The organism is Corynebacterium glaucum (assembly GCF_002287505.1).
Classification (GTDB): Bacteria; Actinomycetota; Actinomycetes; order Mycobacteriales; family Mycobacteriaceae; genus Corynebacterium; species Corynebacterium glaucum.
In genome coordinates this window covers 2,500,528-2,518,659 of sequence record NZ_CP019688.1, presented here as the reverse complement: position 1 = coordinate 2,518,659, position 18,132 = coordinate 2,500,528, and the positions used below count along the sequence as shown (strand labels likewise).

Annotated in this window: 16 protein-coding genes; 9 read left to right on the top strand and 7 right to left on the bottom strand. The window is 64.0% G+C overall.

All coding sequences use genetic code 11. From position 1 onward, the window contains the following. Positions 1-738: 738 nt before the first annotated feature. The 9 genes from rpmH to CGLAU_RS12135 all read left to right on the top strand — a co-directional run bounded on the left by rpmH (position 739) and on the right by CGLAU_RS12135 (position 7,450). Complete coding sequence (rpmH, locus tag CGLAU_RS12175; protein ID WP_095660940.1) at positions 739-876, top strand: 50S ribosomal protein L34; 138 nt, start codon at positions 739-741, stop codon at positions 874-876. Positions 877-916: 40 nt separating this feature from the next. Beyond that, a complete protein-coding gene (gene rnpA / locus CGLAU_RS12170; RefSeq protein WP_095660939.1) occupies positions 917-1,267 on the top strand; it encodes a ribonuclease P protein component in 351 nt (116 codons plus the stop codon). Next, entirely contained in the window at positions 1,267-1,554 is a 288-nt protein-coding gene (gene yidD, locus CGLAU_RS12165; RefSeq protein ID WP_095661211.1) for a membrane protein insertion efficiency factor YidD, read from the top strand. Before rnpA ends, yidD begins: the two co-directional genes overlap by 1 nt. Before the next feature lie 9 nt (positions 1,555-1,563). Then, on the top strand, positions 1,564-2,538 hold the full coding sequence (gene yidC, locus CGLAU_RS12160) for a membrane protein insertase YidC (protein WP_095660938.1): 975 nt from the start codon (positions 1,564-1,566) through the stop codon (positions 2,536-2,538). 173 nt (positions 2,539-2,711) lie between these two features. Next, positions 2,712-3,329: a 16S rRNA (guanine(527)-N(7))-methyltransferase RsmG gene (gene rsmG / locus CGLAU_RS12155; protein WP_095660937.1), complete on the top strand. Its 618-nt coding sequence runs from the start codon at positions 2,712-2,714 to the stop codon at positions 3,327-3,329. A gap of 3 nt (positions 3,330-3,332) precedes the next feature. Then, a complete protein-coding gene (locus CGLAU_RS12150; RefSeq protein ID WP_095660936.1) occupies positions 3,333-4,181 on the top strand; it encodes a ParA family protein in 849 nt (282 codons plus the stop codon). 27 nt (positions 4,182-4,208) lie between these two features. After that, a complete protein-coding gene (locus CGLAU_RS12145) occupies positions 4,209-5,330 on the top strand; it encodes a ParB/RepB/Spo0J family partition protein (RefSeq protein ID WP_095660935.1) in 1,122 nt (373 codons plus the stop codon). A gap of 17 nt (positions 5,331-5,347) precedes the next feature. Beyond that, the gene (locus CGLAU_RS12140; RefSeq protein WP_095660934.1) at positions 5,348-6,022 is read left to right on the top strand and encodes a hypothetical protein; all 675 of its coding nucleotides are present in this window, start codon (positions 5,348-5,350) and stop codon (positions 6,020-6,022) included. A 75-nt stretch (positions 6,023-6,097) separates the two neighbouring features. Next, positions 6,098-7,450, top strand: coding sequence for an RNA-binding domain-containing protein (locus CGLAU_RS12135; protein WP_095660933.1), 1,353 nt, complete (start codon positions 6,098-6,100; stop codon positions 7,448-7,450). Between the two features lie 7 nt (positions 7,451-7,457). On the opposite strand, the gene CGLAU_RS12130 is transcribed toward CGLAU_RS12135, so the two are convergent. The 7 genes from CGLAU_RS12130 to CGLAU_RS12100 form a co-directional block, all read right to left on the bottom strand. Continuing rightward, positions 7,458-8,639: an N-acetylmuramoyl-L-alanine amidase gene (locus tag CGLAU_RS12130; RefSeq protein WP_095661210.1), complete on the bottom strand. Its 1,182-nt coding sequence runs from the start codon at positions 8,637-8,639 to the stop codon at positions 7,458-7,460. A gap of 78 nt (positions 8,640-8,717) precedes the next feature. Beyond that, positions 8,718-9,041, bottom strand: a complete 324-nt coding sequence (gene trxA / locus CGLAU_RS12125; RefSeq protein WP_095660932.1) for a thioredoxin — start codon at positions 9,039-9,041, stop codon at positions 8,718-8,720. Positions 9,042-9,099: 58 nt separating this feature from the next. Then, complete coding sequence (gene trxB / locus CGLAU_RS12120; protein WP_095660931.1) at positions 9,100-10,122, bottom strand: thioredoxin-disulfide reductase; 1,023 nt, start codon at positions 10,120-10,122, stop codon at positions 9,100-9,102. A 61-nt stretch (positions 10,123-10,183) separates the two neighbouring features. Beyond that, positions 10,184-10,735: a sigma-70 family RNA polymerase sigma factor gene (locus CGLAU_RS12115; RefSeq protein WP_095660930.1), complete on the bottom strand. Its 552-nt coding sequence runs from the start codon at positions 10,733-10,735 to the stop codon at positions 10,184-10,186. A 104-nt stretch (positions 10,736-10,839) separates the two neighbouring features. Continuing rightward, positions 10,840-14,478 (bottom strand): murein biosynthesis integral membrane protein MurJ, encoded by a 3,639-nt coding sequence (locus CGLAU_RS12110; RefSeq protein WP_095660929.1) that lies wholly within the window; start codon positions 14,476-14,478, stop codon positions 10,840-10,842. Between the two features lie 27 nt (positions 14,479-14,505). Beyond that, complete coding sequence (locus CGLAU_RS12105; protein WP_198304949.1) at positions 14,506-17,133, bottom strand: hypothetical protein; 2,628 nt, start codon at positions 17,131-17,133, stop codon at positions 14,506-14,508. Then, a complete protein-coding gene (locus CGLAU_RS12100; RefSeq protein ID WP_232507128.1) occupies positions 17,130-18,074 on the bottom strand; it encodes an NUDIX hydrolase in 945 nt (314 codons plus the stop codon). The genes CGLAU_RS12105 and CGLAU_RS12100 overlap by 4 nt, the downstream gene beginning before the upstream one ends. Between the last annotated feature and the right edge of the window lie 58 nt (positions 18,075-18,132).

Here is an 18,132-nt window from a genome sequence, read left to right as displayed (position 1 = left end):
GTGGAACTACAACGCTCCACAGGGCTGGGAGGCGATCGATGCCCCCCTCACCTTGAGATCCACAGTGTTATCCACAGGTGTGGAGTACTTTACAACGCAAAGTTATCCACAGGAAATCGCACTCATGTGGATAAGTGGAAAAGTGCTTAGTTAAGGCTCTGAGCAGCGCGAATGGGCTACGCGGGAGCAGAGTCTCAAGTGCAACTTCACAGCTATCCACAGCGGGAATTCCGGTTTGTGACGTTGTGGTGTTGCACTATTGTTACCTCGTTTCGGGAGACTGTGTCGAGCGAGTGGCGGAGATCGCGCGGTTGCGCACCCCTGCCCAAAGCGTTCAGGCTCGAACAGTTGTTTTGGATAAATGGTAACTACAATCCAAACTCCGCAGGACTGCTCGGCGAGTCGCTGTCCGGACGCACATTAAATACAGCGGTGTAATTCCGGGGGTACCGCTTGCTACCCCGGCGGGAGAAGTCGGCGCCGATTTGTCGGCTGGCGCGAAAGTCACGTACCCTGTGGTAGTCGATCACATCAGGTGCGCCTGGTGTGCGTGAGAGCACTGCGCAAACTGTGAACCGGGCCGCTTGAGGCGAGACGGTGACCGCGGTGCACGCGAGCTGTGAAATCGCAATCTCAACACCTCGTTAAATACCGGGACGGCTATTGCCCCGGGAGGGTGGACGCGCAAGTAAGCGCCCACACCCGCAGGCCGTTCGAAACTGCTTGAAGGAGTATTCCGTGTCTAAGCGGACTTACCAGCCGAACAACCGCCGCCGCGCACGCAAGCACGGCTTCCGCCACCGCATGCAGACCCGCTCCGGCCGTGCGATCGTCTCCGCACGCCGCAAGAAGGGCCGCGCTCGCCTCAGCGCATAACGCGCAGCGAAGCGCTCGAGCGCGTCTTCACGCCGAAACGGTGCTACCCCGCCCGCACAAACTCGCTTCATCCGACGACTTCCGTCAGGTGATGAAGCGGGGTGTGCGAGCGGGGTCTTCGACGTTAGTGGTCCATCTCTACGCACGCGATGACCTCGTAATTCAGGGCGGGCCTAGGTTCGGGCTCATCGTGTCCAAGCAGGTAGGAAACGCCGTGGCCAGGCACGCGGTTTCGCGGAAGCTTCGAGAAACGGTTCGAGGGGGCGTCGATAAGCTGGAGCGAAATCATGATGTTGTGGTGCGAGCCCTGCCCGGAGCTGCCACCGCAACCTCCGCTGAGCTTGAGCGCGACTACGCCAAGGCCCTGAGCAAGGCCCTTCGGAAGCTGTGATTGTGAATTACAACTTCCTCGGCGACGAAATCCCGGAAGCCCGCGGGCCGTTGGCAAAAGCCGTGGTGGGGCTGGTGCGCGGTTACCAAAAATACCTCTCACCCCTTAAGATGAGTGGAAGTTGCCGCTTCATGCCTGTATGCAGCGCGTACGCGCTCGAGGCTGTCTCGCGGCACGGCGCGCTGAAAGGTGGCGCGATGGCCGGGGCGCGCCTGTGCAAATGCGGGCCGTGGCACCCGGGCGGGTTCGACCCGGTGCCGGGAAGCGTGAAAAGAGTTGAGGAGTAACACCGAACAGTGCTGAATTTCGTTTACTGGCCGATCTCCTGGGTGCTGCGGTTCTGGCACGAAGTGGTCGGCGTTGTTGTGCCCAAAACCTCCGGGCTGTCCTGGGTGCTGGCCATTGTCCTGCTGACCTGCACGGTGCGTATCTTCCTGGTGCGGCCGATGGTCAACCAGATGCGCAGCATGCGCAAAATGCAGGAGGTCCAGCCGAAGATGCAGGCCATCCGCGAGAAGTACAAAAACGACCAGGCCAAGATGGCCGAAGAGATGCGCAAGGTGCAAAAGGAGATGGGCGTCAACCCGCTCGCTTCGTGCATCGTGCCGATCGTGCAGATGCCGATCTTCCTTGGCCTGTTTCACGTGCTGCGCTCCTTCAACCGCACCGCCGGCCCGAACCAGCCTGGTTTGTCGATTGAAGAGAACCGCAACATTGCCAACTACGCCTTCCCGGTGGAGGACGTCCGCTCCTTCCTCGACGCGACCGTCTTCGGCGTGCCGCTCTCCGCATATATGTCCATGCCGGAACAAGCGTTCGCGGCGTTTACCGGCGTTGACCTGACGCGTACGCACATCATCGCCGTGTGTCTTCCGATGGTGCTCATCTCTGCGGCTTTCGTGCACTTCAACGCTCGAATTTCCATCAACCGCCAGAAAGAGCGCCGCGCCTCCGGCAAGGTCGCCGCCCCTGTCGGTGAACAGGCGCAGATGATGGAAGCTCAGATGGGCATGATGAACGGCATGTTGCTGTGGATCATGCCGATCATGATCGTCGCCACTGGCTTCATGTGGCACGTGGGCTTGCTGGTCTACATGCTGTCCAACAACATTTGGACGTTCTTCCAAACCCGCATTGTCTACGACAAGATGGACAAGGAAGAAGCCATCGAGGAAGCGCAGAAGCGCGAGGCCAAGCGCGCCTCCGCTCCGCAGGTCGCCGCACGCAAGGTGGACAAGCGCTCCAAGAAGCAGCGCAAGCAGGGCAAGTAGCTTTTCGACGGCTGCGTCGCACCGCCTCAGCATCAATCCGCAGCATCAATCCGCGTCCCGCCGGGCGCGGATTTTTGTTTCTACCGGGGCGGCCGTTCTGATTGGTCGCTCGCCGGAGCCGTTTACTAGAGTTGGGTGGAAATCACCCAAGCCGCGTCAAGGAGTGCACAGCCGTGTCGGATCAGGTCCCTGCCATCGCCCACGAGGTCTTCGGTGACCGGGTTGACCTGGCCGCGGCATACCATAAATCGCTGGCCACCGCTGCGACTGAGCGGGGGTTTATCGGGCCGAAAGAAGTCGACCGGCTCTGGGAGCGGCACGTGCTCAACTGCGCGGTGATAGGCGAGGCCTTTGAGGACGGGCTGAACGTGGCGGACATCGGCTCCGGCGCCGGGTTGCCCGGCATCCCGCTCGCCATCGCGCGACCCGATCTAAACGTGTCGCTGATCGAGCCGCTGCTGAAGCGCTCGGTCTACCTCGGCGAGGTCAAAGACGAGCTGGGGCTAGACAACGTCACCGTGGTTCGCGGCCGGGCGGAGGAGCAGCCGAAGGCGCAATTTGATGCGGTGACTTCTCGCGCGGTTGCACCGCTGGGCAAGCTCGCGAAATGGTCGCTGCCTCTGGTTCGCAGTGGCGGTGCCATGGTGGCGATGAAGGGGGCGTCGGTAAGCGAAGAGCTCGAAAGAGACAGAACTGACATTAAGGCTGCCGGCGGTGGTGACTCGACGATCTTCACTGTGGGCGACATGCTGGACCAACCGACAACTTTGATCCGGATTGTGAGGCGGTAACCGATGGCGCGCGTGGTCACAGTAGCGAACCAAAAAGGCGGCGTGGGCAAAACCACCACCAGTGTGAACATGGCTGCGGCTCTGGCGCACCAGGGTGCGAAGGTCCTAGTGATCGACCTGGATCCGCAGGGCAACGCCTCGACGGCGCTCGGCGCGGAGCACACCTCCGGGACTGTTTCGAGCTACGAGGTGCTAATTGGTCAGACCGAGCCGACGGATGCGATGCAGGCGAGCAGCCAGCATGACGGGTTGTTCTGCATCCCGGCGACGATTGATCTAGCCGGCGCGGAGATCGAGCTGGTGTCGATGGTGCGCCGCGAGTATCGCCTGCACGACGCGCTGCGACGTGGGTTCTTGGAGGAGCAGGGCTTCGACTTTGTGTTCATTGACTGCCCGCCGTCGCTGGGGTTGATCACGATCAACGCGATGACCGCAGTCGATGAGGTGCTGATTCCGATCCAGTGCGAGTACTACGCGCTTGAGGGCGTGGGCCAGCTGCTGGGCAACATTTCCATGATCCGCGAGCACCTGAACCACAACCTGCACATCTCCGGTGTGCTGCTCACGATGTACGACGCGCGTACCCGCCTGGCCTCGGACGTTGCCGATGAGGTGCGCAACCAGTTCGGTGAAGTGGTGCTGAAGAACGTGATCCCGCGTTCCGTGAAGGTGTCCGAGGCGCCGGGATTCGGACAGACAGTGATTGAGTATGACCCGACTTCGCGCGGCGCAATGGCATACTTCGATGCAGCAAAAGAGTTCTCGGAGCGCGGCGATTACCAGCCGCACGAGACCACCGGCCCGATCGGCGTGAGCCCGGAAGTCTACGCACAGCTCGAGGGCGAAAACTAGGGTTTTCAAGGACGAGGAGTACAAGCGATGGCACAGGAACGCAAAGGTGGCCTTGGTCGCGGACTCGCGGCGCTGATCCCGTCGGCACCCGCGGACATGGACAAGTCCGGCAAGACCGGCGCGATCGGCGGCGGCGCGTCCGACATCATCTTTGGCAAGCAGTCCGCGGACGGTGCGAAAGGTGCCGGTTCTGAGGACCAGACCGCCGAGCGCGACCCGGAGCCAAAGAAGTCCAAGCGCCCCAAGGGTTCCCCTCAGGTCTCCGGTGCGCCGAAGACCGTCGCCGGCGCACCGACCGTGACCCCTGCGAACGAGAACGTGATGCAGCCCGTGCCGGTTGGTGGCGCGCGCTACCAGGAGATCCCGCTCGGGCAGATCATCCCGAACCCGAAGCAGCCCCGCCAAGTCTTCGACGAAGATGAGCTGAACGAGCTCGTACACTCCATCCGCGAGTTCGGCCTGCTTCAGCCGATCGTCGTGCGTGACACTCGCGAAGGCTTCGAGCTGATCATGGGCGAGCGCCGCTGGCGCGCCGCGTCGAAGGCGGGGCTCAAGTACATCCCAGCGATCGTGCGCGAGACCTCCGACGAGGACATGCTGCGCGACGCGCTGTTGGAGAACATCCACCGCGTCCAGCTCAACCCGCTCGAAGAGGCAGCCGCCTACCAGCAGCTCCTCGAAGAGTTCGGCGTGAACCAGGAACAGCTCGCCGAACGCCTGGGTCGCTCGCGCCCCGCAATCACCAACGCCATCCGCCTGCTCAACTTGCCGGTTGCTGTCCAGCGCCGCGTCGCAGCAGGCGTGCTCTCAGCAGGTCACGCGCGCGCACTCTTGGGCATCAAGCTTGGCGACGACACCTCCGACGCCCAGGACCGCCTCGCGGAACGCATCGTCGCGGAAGGCCTTTCCGTGCGCGCGACCGAAGAAGCGGTCACTTTACTGAACAAGCACGGTGAGGCGCCTGACAAGCCGAAGCGCGAACCGACTCCGCAGCCGGAGTTCCTCTCCGCCGCCGCAGACCAGCTTGCCGACGTGTGGGATACCAAGGTTTCCGTCACAATGGGTAAGCGCAAAGGCAAGATCGTCGTCGAGTTCGGCGACCGCGAGGACTTTGAGCGCATCATGGCGCTCATTCAAGGCGGCGAGTAATAGGAGGTACTTCGGGCATGGCACACAGTCGCGACACCTCCGCGCGCGTTGTGCCCCTCCGCATCGGTTCACTCGACCGCCTGCACCCGAAAACCGCCTCGAGTGTGTTCTGGGAGCTGGATCCCCTGGTGGCCGGCCTGGTTTCCGGGGTGAGCGAGGCTGATCCCCAGATCGATAAGGAGGCCTGGCTCGTCGCTTCAGCGTTCAATCACGAACCCGTCGGGTTTTCCATCATCGACGCAGCGTCAGAGACCGGCGCCCTCGCCACCATTCTCTATTGCCCCGCCGCCGATGCTCCAGGCGCGGTACGCATGCCGACGGCCCCGGTAAGCAAAGACGCGTGGATTGTGACCAGCCTGCACATCGACGAGGCGGCCCGCCGCCGCGGTTGGGAGTCCGTGCTGTTGGATTCGGTGATCGGCGCCGCGACTTCAGCCGGTGTCTCCGCCCTCGAAGTTTTCGGCGTGCGCGCGGACGGTCCGAGGGACAAGCTCTCGCCCGCGTGTGCAGAGCTCGTCGACGCCGCGTCTCAGATCGGCCTTACCGAGGTCTCAATCCTGGAATCCGCGGGGTTCAAGGTCGCAGCAGACCACCCCGCGATTCCGCGCCTGCGTCTAACTCTTCCGCCCGATTTCGATCTTCTCACCGCGCACGAGATCGCCGACCTCCTCTCTGAGGTCCCCGCGCAGTAATTCATTCAATCATCAACTCATCACCGAGCTGCCGCGGTGAATTACATTGATGTAATCACCTGCTACCCTACGTTCATGCGCGCCGATGAGATTACAAGCCTGATTGCCCAAGGTGAGGGCCTTAATGTTGCTTTCGCACGCCGCGTGTCGGCCGCATACATCAATGAGTGGCGGGTGATTGAAATAATGGCATGCTTGGCCAATTCACGCGGCGGCACGCTACTCATTGGGGTGGATAGCGACGGCACCGTGAGCGGATGCCACCCTTTCCACGGCAACACGACCGACCCAGCCACACTCGCCGCAGCGGTTTTCCGCAACACGGCCCCGGGGCTCGCTGTCGACGCGCGGGTCGTCGAGATAGACGGAAAAGACGTTGTCGCGGTGACCACCCAAGCGCATTCGAGTCCCGTCGCCACCCGCTGGGGGACGTATCGCACCCGGCGTCTCAACGCGCAGGGCGTGCCTGAATGCGTCGGCATGGACCCGGCGTACCTCTTCACCCGCTACCGCGACGCGAATGGCACCGACTGGGCGCTGACCCCAGCCCCGGGTGCGACCCTCGCGGATCTGAACCCCGAAGCCATCGTCGAATTTCGCACGCTGACCAGCGATAGTCACCTGCAGTCTCTCGATGACGAAGGTCTGATCCGCGCGCTCGGCTTCTACGATGACTCCCTTGAGCCGGTTGCGCTCGGTGCCATCGCCCTTTTCGGAGAGCAGATGGCTTTACGACGATTTCTGCCCCACCACCACCTCGTCATCGCTGACCGTCGAGCGACTCCCCGGACTTACCGCAGCAGCGCTCCCCTGGCACTGATGCTTTCGGACCTGCAACGTAACAGTGACGTATTCGGCGACGGCCTGCCCTTGGTGGTGAATGCACTTACCCACCGCGACTACTTTGTTCCACAGCCGGTGTACGTGGCAATTGACGGCAAAGGCCTCCGCGTCACCAGCCCGGGCGGGGTGCCGCGCGGGGTGAACTTGCAAGCAGTTGCCGACGGTCAAGCGACATACGCACCCCGCTCGCTTTACCTCGCCACCGCACTCGCACGCATGGGCATCGCGCGTGCTGCGGGCAGCGGCATCGCAGATCTTTCCGCGGCGCGGAAAACGCAGCGTGCTACTACCCTGTCGTTTGCCGGTTCGCACGATCAGGGAGTAGTCGCTTCGCTGAGTTGGGACACCGAAGGCCGTGTTGCGGCTGCGTCAGAGCAGAGTTCTGATGTTGATCAGCTGAGCGAGAATGAAGCTCGCGCTTTACAAACGGTTCGCGACCTGGACGGACGCAGCGCATCGAGCAGTGAAGTCGCAACGAAAACGGGTTTGAGTAAGCAGCAGGCCTACCGCGCACTGCGCAAGCTTGTCGACGCTGGCCTGATCCGCCGCACCGGCGAGACTCGCACCACCCGCTACTTGGTTTAGGCGGGCGTTAAGCGAGTTCCTCGCGCAGCAGGTCAGTGAACTTGTAGGTGCCTGTCGGCTGGTCGTCCATATCCAGCAGGTAGAGACGCTTCACCGCCACCACGATGGCTTCGGCGATGGCGTCGCGCTGCTTCGGATCGGTGAGCACCGCAACATCGCCGGGGTTGGTGAGGTAGCCAGCAACCACTTCTACCGACGGCATCCGGGTCATGCGCAGCATTTCCCAGGTGCGTCCGTGATTGTGGCAGTTGCGCAGATCCGTACGCGCGGCGATCTCACGCTGAATGTACCCGGAGAGCGTCTCCCCCGTCATGGAAGATGATCCGTGCTCGGAGCCGAAGTAAAACGTTGCGACGCCGTTCGCCTTCTCGTTGGAGTAGCGGTCCAGCTTCAGCGAAATCACCAGGTCAGCGCCGAAACTGTTCGCCAGATCGGCACGTGCCTTTGTCGAGGGGTTGTCCCCACGCGGGCGGGAAAGGATTGTCTCCATACCGGCTGCAACCATGCGACCCTCGACGCGCTGGGCCAGATCCCAGATGATCTCTTCCTCAAGGATCTCGCCGTAAGGTCCATCCACCGACATGCCGCGCTGATCGCCGCCCAGACCCGGGTCGATCACCACGCGTTTGCCGCTCAACCGGGGACCGGCTTGGCGCACGTGCTCGCGCTCGCGGATCGCGTGCGCGGAGCCGCCGGTGATGCGCCGGCCCAGCAGGCTTAACGCGCGCAACGTCTCTGGACCGCAAACGCCGTCGTCCTCGAGGCCGGTGTCTAACTGGAAATTCGCCAACGCCTCGTGCGTGATCTGGCCGAAGCGACCATCCACGCGTTGCTGGTAAAACCCCAGCTCATGCAGCTGCTTCTGCAACTCGGCGACATCGTCGCCAACGAGTGGCTGGCTCGGCTGGTAGCTGAGCACACGGGCACCGAGCTTGTACGACGCTTCACGGATCTCCCGCAGCGTCAGCTCGTCGATGTCGCCGGAGGGCACGATGCCTCGAGACTGTTGGAAGGCCCGGACTGCGGCGGCCAAGGAGTCGTCGAAAAGCATCTCCTCCTTTGAAAACCTGCGGGAGTTGAAGGTGTCGATCTCGCCCTGGTACCCCTCGAGCAGGCCGAGACGCGCGAGTGAGGTGCGGACCTCAGCTACGCGCGCGCTCGAATCACCGACGCGGAGTACGTCTCGCACCATGCAGGAAGTCCTTTTCTCTCAAACGTTGCTGCCAATTATGCAACCAAACCAATGTGTGCCGTCTTTCGGCGCGCGCTAAATGTGCGACTGTACTCGCTTGACGATTTCGCTCTTCGGCCGCAGCCCAACGAACTCGTCGACCTTGTCGCCGCCCTTGAATAGAAGCACCGTCGGGATGGACATGACCTGGAACATTGCGCCGAGCATACGCTCCTCGTCGACGTTAACCTTGGCCACCTTGACCTGGCCGTCCATCTCCGCGGCGACCTCATCCAACACGGGGCCGAGCTTTTTGCACGGCCCGCACCACTCGGCCCAGAAGTCCACCAGCACAGGGGTCTCGGATTCGATGACCTCCGACTTGAACGTTGTCTGCGTGACGTCGATCGGTGCGCTCATGGTTCCCCTTTGCCGATAGTTGCCTGCAACCACTTTAGATGTTGACGTGCCTACGATGCTAAAGCGCCGCGAGGTAGTGCTGTGCATCCAGGGCCGCGCGGCAGCCGGAACCCGCCGCGGTGATCGCCTGACGGTAGGTCTTGTCCACCAGGTCGCCGGCTGCGAAGACACCGGGGACGCTCGTCGCGGTCGAGGGTTCCGCTACCTGCACGTAGCCTCCCTGGTCGGTGGTCACCTGGCCTTCGAGAAAGCCGGAGCGCGGGTCGTGGCCGATGGCCACGAACATGGCGGTCGCATCAAGCACGCTTGCCTCGCCGGTCACCACGTTGCGCACGCCCAGGCCCTCCACCTTGCCGCCGCCGTCGATGACTTCCTCTACGATCGTGTCCGTGAGGAACTCGATCTTCTCATTGTCCCTCGCCCTTTGGAGCATGATTTTCGACGCCCGGAAGTTCTGCGATCGGTGAATCAACGTCACCTTGGAGCCGAACTTGCTCAAGAAGTCCGCTTCTTCCATCGCGGAGTCGCCGCCGCCGACCACGGCGATGTGGTGGTCCTTGAAGAAAAAGCCGTCACAGGTCGCGCAGGTGGACACGCCGTGGCCGGTCAGTTCCGCCTCGCCTGGAACGCCGAGGTGGCGAGGTGCTGCACCGGTGGCCAGGATGATGGCCTTTGCCTGGAACTCTTCGCCGTCGACGTAGACCTTCTTATTGTCACCGCTGAAGTCGACGCGTTCCACTAGCTCGGAGCGTAGGTCTGCGCCGAAGCGCTCCGCCTGGTCGCGCATGTCGCCCATGAGGTCCGGCCCCATCACGCCCTCGGCGAAGCCCGGGAAGTTTTCCACCTCGGTGGTGTTCATCAGTTCGCCGCCGTACTCGTAGCCCTCGAACACGAGCGGGTTGAGCTCGGCGCGCGCAGCGTAGATCGCGGCGGTGTAACCGGACGGCCCGGAGCCGATGATGATCAGGTCGTGCACCTTGCCGGTGCCCTCAGCGGCCTTGGTGCTCTCAGTACTCTCGGAATGAGTCTCGGTCGCAGCGTCGTTACCGGTGTTCAAGGTGATAAAGCCGGGGTTAGTCATGATGGGGGTTCAGCCTGCTTTCGCGTATGGATATCACTTCCAAACGCCCGCAAGTGTAGCGCTATTCCCCGTCAGCCATGGCAGCCGCCACGAACTCGCGCGCACGGTACCGGCGTGACTTCACGGTCCCCGGTCGCACCCCGAGTTCGTCGGCTGCAGAATCCACGCTCATCCCTTGGACGTCGATAAGCTCTAAAGCTCTTCTTTGAGCAGCGGGCAGCTTCGCGACTGCTTGCCGGAGCGCGAGGAACTGCTCGATGGTCGCAGTGGGATCGTGCGCGAGATAGCGGTTGGCGTCCTGCGCAACCACGTCATCGTCGTAGCTCACCGTCGGCCCGCGCCTGGCCATACGGCGTTGATGGTCCAGCGCCGCATTGGTCACCGTGCGATGCAGCCACGTAGACAGCTGTGCTTCCCCGCGATAGGTGTGCAGGCTGCGGCTCGCGCGAAACAGCGCTTCCTGCACGATGTCCTGCGCGTCTTGCTCATTGCGCGCGTAGTTGCGCGCCACGTAATACATCCGCTGGCGGTGGCGGCGCACAATCAGCTTGAACGCGCGCACATCCCCCGCCACATAGTCCCGCGCCAGCTCACGATCCGTTCGATGCGGCATGCTGTCTCCCCCGATCCCCCGATACTTTCCAGGTCCATTGTGCCGGGCGAGGCGCAGCTTGGGAACCCCTCGCGTGCCCACTTCAGTGGGCAAGAGCAAGGTGCTTATCGACGGTCCGTGTACCCAATCACCGAGACTTCCCGCAAGGTGGCGCGGCCGGGACCAGCGTCATCATCCGCGTCTTCTCGGGGCGGCAGGTAGACCAGCACCGCTTCGAGGCGTGTAGCGGAGAGCTCGTCCGACTTCACGTCGATATTGTTCTGCCCCGTGTGGAAAGTGCCGTCTGCGAGCTGCGGCAGCCCGTCGAAGTCGACGGTGTCCAGGCCGCGGCCCTCGGGCACGCCGTAGACCTCGTAGGGACCGCCTTCGCTGGTGGCGTTGATTAGCAGGTGCTCGAGGGTGAACGCTCCGGTGTCATCGCTTTCGGGGCGGAGGACGAGCACAGTGTCGCGCTTGGTCACCCAGGTTGTGCTGGTGTCATTGTCGACGGTGTTGGCGACGTCGTTGGGTGGGGTATTGGCTTGGCTGGAGTCCCCGTTGCTGAACTCCTCGCTTTTGGGGGCGGGGTCACCGTCCGGTGTCAGTGCCGTGGCGGTCAGCGGACCGATGACCACGGGCAGGCCGGTGGCGCGCTCCGATTCGTCGACAGTTTCACTCGGTGCTTCGCTGGGGTCTTGCTCACCCTGGATTGACTCCGGGTTCAGTGGCCCGTCCGTCTCGTCGCTGGAGAAGAATCCGACGAGGTATGCGGTGAGGGCAGCAATGGCCACCACCGAGGCCACTGCGGTCGCCATGAGGATGACTACGGCCACCGGGCTGTAGCGTCGCGAGCCGAAGCCGCCGCGCAGCTCGTCCGGATCGTCGTAGACGGTCTCTTGAGGCCCGACCTGGTTGAGGCGTACCGGGTCGTCGGTGGGTGTCGACGCCGGCGCCAAATCCTGCTGCTCCCCACGGGTCGGATGATCGGTGACCGTACCGGGGAGGTTGGCTTCTCTGCGGAGCGCTGCCTGGATGTCTTGGAAATCGTGGGCTTCGATCGCCTGGGCTTCGACAAGCGCACGGGTGTTTCGGGTCAGCTCCGCCAGCGCGTCGGAGTTGGTGTTCGCCGTGAGTAGCTCTAACCCGGAGGCGAACGCTGCGGCATCGCCCGCTGGGGTGGAATCGGGCAGCACGGCGGGGAATGCGAGGCGGATTTTGCCCTCGGTGTCGATACGTAGGCGCTGACGGTTGTCTAGGCCAAGCGGTGCGTCTTGGCTCTGCGCGAGTGCCAACAGGCCAGCAAGCGGCGCGAGCGCGTTCGCTACTGCTTCGGTGTGCAGGGTCAGACCGGAGTCGGTGACCGCTTTGACCGAGCTGCCCTCGATCCAGTCCGCGACTACGAGTGCGCCTGTGCGGTACGACAGCACCTCGATGTTGTCTGCGACAGCGGGGTGCTTGAGCTTGGCAATCTTGCTGGTGCGCTGGACCACGCCTCCGGCATTGATCGCAGCGTCGCGGGGGGTTGCCGGTGCCATCGGGGATGCGCCGGTGGTGTCGACGAAGGTGAGCGCCACTTCCCTACCGGTGGTGACTTCGCGGGCCTGCCAGAAGCGGGCTCCGGTCGTGGCGCCGTGCTCACGAATGAGACGGAAGCGGCCGTCCGATACTCGTGCGCCGGGCACCAGTCGTGGGCCGCGCACCACACCTGCGGACATTGGCGGCGGGACCGGGGAGGCGTTAAAGAAATCGGTGGCCAGGAACTGCGTGGAGACGTCGCGCGGATCCACTTGGCCGGTGTCGATTGCGCGCTTCTCGTCCGGGCTGATGAAGCGGGACAGGCCTGGGACCCTGGTGAGTGCGCGGCCGAGGTTCTGCACCTCGGGGAGGCCGGAGCGGGCAAGCACGAGGCCCGTGATCACGAGGAAGACCAAGCCTAGGAGCATGACCTCAATGAGCAGGCCGAGCGACGGCGTGCCGATGAGCGAACCCAAGAAGGCCGGCATGTCCACGCCAAAGGCGCCGCGAACGATCCAGCGCAGCACGAAGGTCGCCGCCAAACCCACGAGTGACGCAGCGAGCGCCCAGGTGGAGGTGTAGAGGATTGTGCCCACCTGTAGTGTGCCCAGTTTGCGTTTGAGTAGCTGCGCACCGATAACCGCGCCGGCGACGAAGCCGAAGCCATTCGCGGCGCCGAGCAGCACCACCACCTGCTCCGGGCTGCTCGCCACCGTGGGCGCCAGGTAAGACAGGAAGATCTTGGTCAGCGTGATGCCGGCGATGATGAGGGTTGGCGTCCACGCTTCTTCGCGTGCGTAGAAGACACGTAGGTGCAGCATTACCAGCGCGTAGGGAATCAGTGTGAACGCGGAGAAGCTCACCGTAAGACCGAGGATGTGCGCGGCCTGCGGCGAGAAGTCGCCGTACGCAAAGAGCGCGTTGCCGATCTCGGGGCCGAGACCCGTCATGAAGACGATGATGGGAATCAGCGCGATGAAGGTCAGCTTTGTGCCCAGCGTGAGGTCGCGGACCACAGCCTGGTCGTCGCCATCGGCCGCGCTGCGGCTCATACGCGGCATGATCGCAGTCAGCAGCGTGACGCCGATGATGCCGTAGGGCACCTGCAGCAGCATCCAGTGCTGTTGGTAAATGAACGGCGCGGCTTCCGATGCCATCGACGCGATGCGGGTGGTCACGATGTAGCCGGCCTGGCTGACCGCGACGTAGGCGATGATCGCCAGCGCCATGCCGCCGAATTGCTTGAGCCTGTCGTCGAGGCCCCACAGCGGAGTGAGGTTGATGCCCAGCTTGCGCAACGCTGGGAGCATGATGGCGCACTGCACCACCACACCAAGCGTGGTGCCCAGGCCCAGCAGCAGCACGTGAGGGTTGCTGACCGTGGTCGGTGCCGCCGGGTTAAGGCTTCCCGGGATGGCCATGTACATGATGAGCACCGCGATGGACACGACGTTGTTCGCCACTGGGGCCCACGCGCCTGGACGGAAATGCTCCTTCGTGTTCAGGATTGCCATAAACAGCGAGAACATGCCGTAGAAGAAGATTTGCGGCAGCACGAGGTAGGCGAATGAGGTGGCTTGGATGACGTTGACTTTGCCTTCGTCGTCAAGAAACAGCCTTGTGAGCAGCGGCGCTGCGACTACGGTGAGCACGGTTACGGTGACCATCAACGTCAGCGTGAGCGTGAACAGCTGCCGCACGAAGCGCTCACCGCGGTCGGCGTCTTCCTTCTCCGCGCGCACGAGCACTGGTACCACGAGAGCGGTCAACACGGAGCCCAGCACGATTTCCGTGATCAGGTTCGGCAGCTGGTTCGCGGTGTTGAACGCGGAGGCCACTGCAGGCCCGAGGGCCGCACCGATGAGCACGGTGCGGATAAATCCCGTGATGCGTGAGATGAGCGTTGCCACCGCCATCGAACCAGTAGCGCGTACAACGGACTCGTTCGAAGTGCTTGCCCCCTCCTCCCCCGAAGCCTTGGTGGCTACCGCAGATTCGGTGGCGACTCCGGCGGCCTCACCGGCCATCACGCCGCCTGCGGCGGTTTCCGCTGGCGTGGAAGGTGCGATGGTCTCGCCCTTCGGGCTGGTGGTCAGCAGGGAGCGGTCCGGGGTGCCTGTCTCCTCGGCCGGTGTCTGCTTCCGAACGCGAGGGGCGGGAACGGGTGCAGGCGGAGCTGGGGTGACGATGCGGCGGCGCAGGCCAGCATCCGGCTGGGTGCCGTCCTGCTGATTCACGTCGTTGTCCATTGGATCGCTTTTTAGCTACCTTTCTAGCTACTGGGTACTACCGCGTCGCGGTAACTCGTTGTCACGGGGTTCTGGTGGAGGGTCGGGCGGCTTACGCGGTGGAGCCTTCCTCGACGCTATGCGCCAAGGCGGAGATTGCGAGCGCGCCGCCGTGCTGCGCTTTTGGCGCTTCCCCACTGAGTACAGCAAGAGCAACACGGCGCCGACTGTGCCGATCGCTAGCAGCACCCAGCCTGGCACCGCAGAACTTGGGGTGCGTACCGAGATTTCCACTGGCTGGGAAATCGCATGGCCCTGCGGCCCGGCGAGGTAGAGCTTCAAGTCGGTGCTGCGCGCTTGGCGCGGCAAGTCTGCGGTCATCTGGAGAGTGACTGAGCCGCGCGCCGGGATGCGCACACTGTCCGGAACGTTGAGACGAGCGCCGTCGGGGGCGGTGTACAAAATCGCGGTGTCCACCGGCAGCGGCATCCCGTTTTGCGCGACGATGAGCAGCGGACTCGACGGAGAGGTGCGCGTGTAGACGTTGCCCGGTGGGATCAGGTTGACCGCGGAGCGGAGCTCCCCGAGCACACCGCGTGACTCGGTTAACCGGGCGGCGCTCGCCTCCGTCGCGACGGTGTGCTCCGCCATCGACTGCCGGCGCGTCAGCGAAAACGCGGTGAGAATGTCGCGCCGCAGCGGCAGCGTGAACCCGTAACGGGTAAGCGCGATCGACGGGTCAGGCGCTAACAGCGTCGAGAGGTCGTTGATAAACCGCGTCTGCTGCGTGGCGTTGAGGATTTCGCTGTCGGAAAAGACAGTCGGGTCCGCATACTCGGTGCCCACTCGCTCGGCAGGAGGCACGGCAGTGTCAGCGGGCACCTCGAGGTATGCATCGAACGCTACGGGCGCGGCCGTACCGGAGTGCAGCACGTCGGCAACAGTTCCCAGGAGCACAGCCGCAGCATCGGCATCCCAATGGGCCGGAGCGTTCACTAGCACCGGTTGCGCCGCCGGCTCGCTCTCGAACGACACCGCGTTCTGCAGCGCCAACCGCACCGCAGCCGCGGCGTTGACATTCCGCGCGGCGGGAGAATCCAGCGCGTAGTCGTAGCGCAGGGGTTCGTTGGAGTAACCCACCGTCGCTGGCTGCTGCCCCATTGCGGCTAGGGTTGCGCCCAGCGAATCTTGAAAGCGCACCGCCATCACACCCGGCGCCATCCACGCAAAGCGCTCGTCGCTGCCGCCGGCTGGAACCGCAGTATCCGCGGCGACGAGCACCCGCACCGGCGACACCGGTTCAGGTGCGGCAGCCCAGGCGGGAGTCACCGTATCGAAGCGCTCCAGCGAGCTGCGCGACCCTTCACCCGGAAACAGGGGGCGGTCGTTGTCCTGCGGTCCCTCCGCACCAGGGTTGGCGGTGGCGCTCGCTACCGCGCGCTCCCAAGAACCGCTGAGTCCCTCTTCGGGGATGGTGGAACGTGAGTGATCCCCCCACCCGAGCACAGGCACGGCGTCTGCTTCCGTATACCCGGCGGGCGGTACAACCACATTTGTAACGCCGGTAGAGCCCAGCACCCGGCCGAGCACGAACGGGCCTCGCTCGATCGCTTCGCGCACCATCCATGGGTCACCGGTCCGCGCCAACGCGTTGAGGTCCGCATTTGCCCACGGCATCGCCACGGTGCAGCCCGATTCGGCGATCAGCCGCACCTTGGCTAGCCACGCCGCTGCGTCCTCCGCACCTTTGCCGGGGTTGCCGTGCGTCTCGGTGGCTTCGTCGCCCCAGCTGTCGCGCAGACGCTTCGGCTCCTCCACTACGGGTGCGCGCTCATCGGAAACGATGTAGCCATCTGCCATGCGGTCCACGGTCTCAATCAGCGCCGGGTCGAGTGCGACGCACGTCGCAGCCTCAAGGGCTGGGTCCTTGGCCGCCTCCAGGTACGCGTCTGCGAGTTCGGTCAGTCTCCCGCCCGGCGCGAGCTGGTCGGCGAGGTCCTCGCTCGCCAGAACCAGCTGTGGCGATTCCGGAGCCTCTCCGGTTTCGCCCGCCAGAATGTCCACCTGCGCGGTGATCGGGTACAGCACACTCACTCCCGCTGGTTGCGCACCCTCCGGCAGTTGCCCGGGCACCGTTACGTGAAACCGCTCGGTACTCAATGGCGCGCCCGAGCCATCGTCTAGTTCAAACAGCAGCGGGTACGTGCCCGGAGTGGTCAGCGCAAGCTCATCCGGGTCAATGGAGAGTTCAAACACCACAGATCTACCCGCCTCAATGCCGGTGGGTAGGTCACGGCGGGAGCCGGTCGTCGTATATTCGCTTGTCGACGCCACGCTGGCCACGCGCTGATCACGCACCGAGCCCGTCGGGGGCGCCCGATGCGGTGTGATGGTGAGGTCGCGAAGCTCGGCGTCAGTTCGGTTAGTGACGCGAAGTTTCACGTGAAACGGCTCGTTATCGACCACGGAAGGGGCGTCGACAAGCGAAAGCTCTGCGACCTGCCCCTCCCCTGGCCGAACTGCCGGGTTGGCCCATTCCTCGGCGACCTCGGGATTGGAGGGGTCGAGCGGGACGGCGAGCGCGGAGGCAGCCGGCGCAGTGAGCACCGCAGTGAGGCTTGTGGCGGCGCCGGCGGCGAGGGCCCGCACAAATGCGCGCGGCGCGAGGCGGCTCATCGCGGGGTGGCCCTTCCGGCTTCAGCTTCCTTTCTGGCCAGATCGGGCATGCGGTCGACGGCGATGCGGGCGAGTTTGCGCTCGTCGGCGTAGGCGAGACGCTCGATGAGCTCGTTCATGGGCACCCAGGCGACCTCGGTGACCTCGGGGTCCTCGTCGTTGAACACGCCGTCGACGTAGCGCAGCAGGTTGTGGTGCACGGTCTTGTGGATGCGCACGCCGTCGGACACAAACCAGTAATCGATGATGCCCAGGGTGTCGAAGGCCTCGCCGTAGATGCCGGTTTCCTCCCACACCTCGCGCTCGGCCGTGCGCCACTGGTGCTCGCCATCTTCCACGTGGCCCTTCGGCATGGACCACAAAAGGCGTCCGCGGCGGTCTAACCTGCCGATCAGCGCGGTGTAGATGCGGGAAAGATCCACATGCCCGTTCGAACCGACCGCCTCGGCCATGCCGGAGACAACGAGGCCGCCGGCGGAAGTCTCGTCACGGGTGTCAATTGCCGAGTCGAAGCGCTGCTGATACTGCGGCTTGCGGCGCTGCTCATGACTGCGGTGCTGGTTCGACCGGTTCGATCCTCCCCTGCCACGGCCGCGGCGGCGACGCTGTTGGCTGGACTTACCCGCACCTTGCTTGCTGGCACCTTGCTTGCCCGCACCTTGCTTGCTTGTGCTCTGCTTGGCTGAGCCCCGCTTGGACTCCCCCGACTTTTCGGCGCTGGACTTCTCGCTGCGGGATTTCTGCGAACCCTGCGCGCCCTGCTGACCAGCCTGGCCCGCGGCTTGGGTCGCGCCGCTGCGACCCTTGCCCCGGCCACGTCGACGCCGCCGCTTTGAGCCGCCTGAACCACTCGCCCCCGAGCCCGGCGAGCGCCTCTGCTCGCCCTGGGATGCGTCCCGGGGTGCAGAGGCGCCCGGAACGGGCCGAGTGTTCTCAGTCATTCGTCTCATGGTATCCGCTGTGCAGGCAAATGTGGTACTTCACCGCTGCCGGGTATCG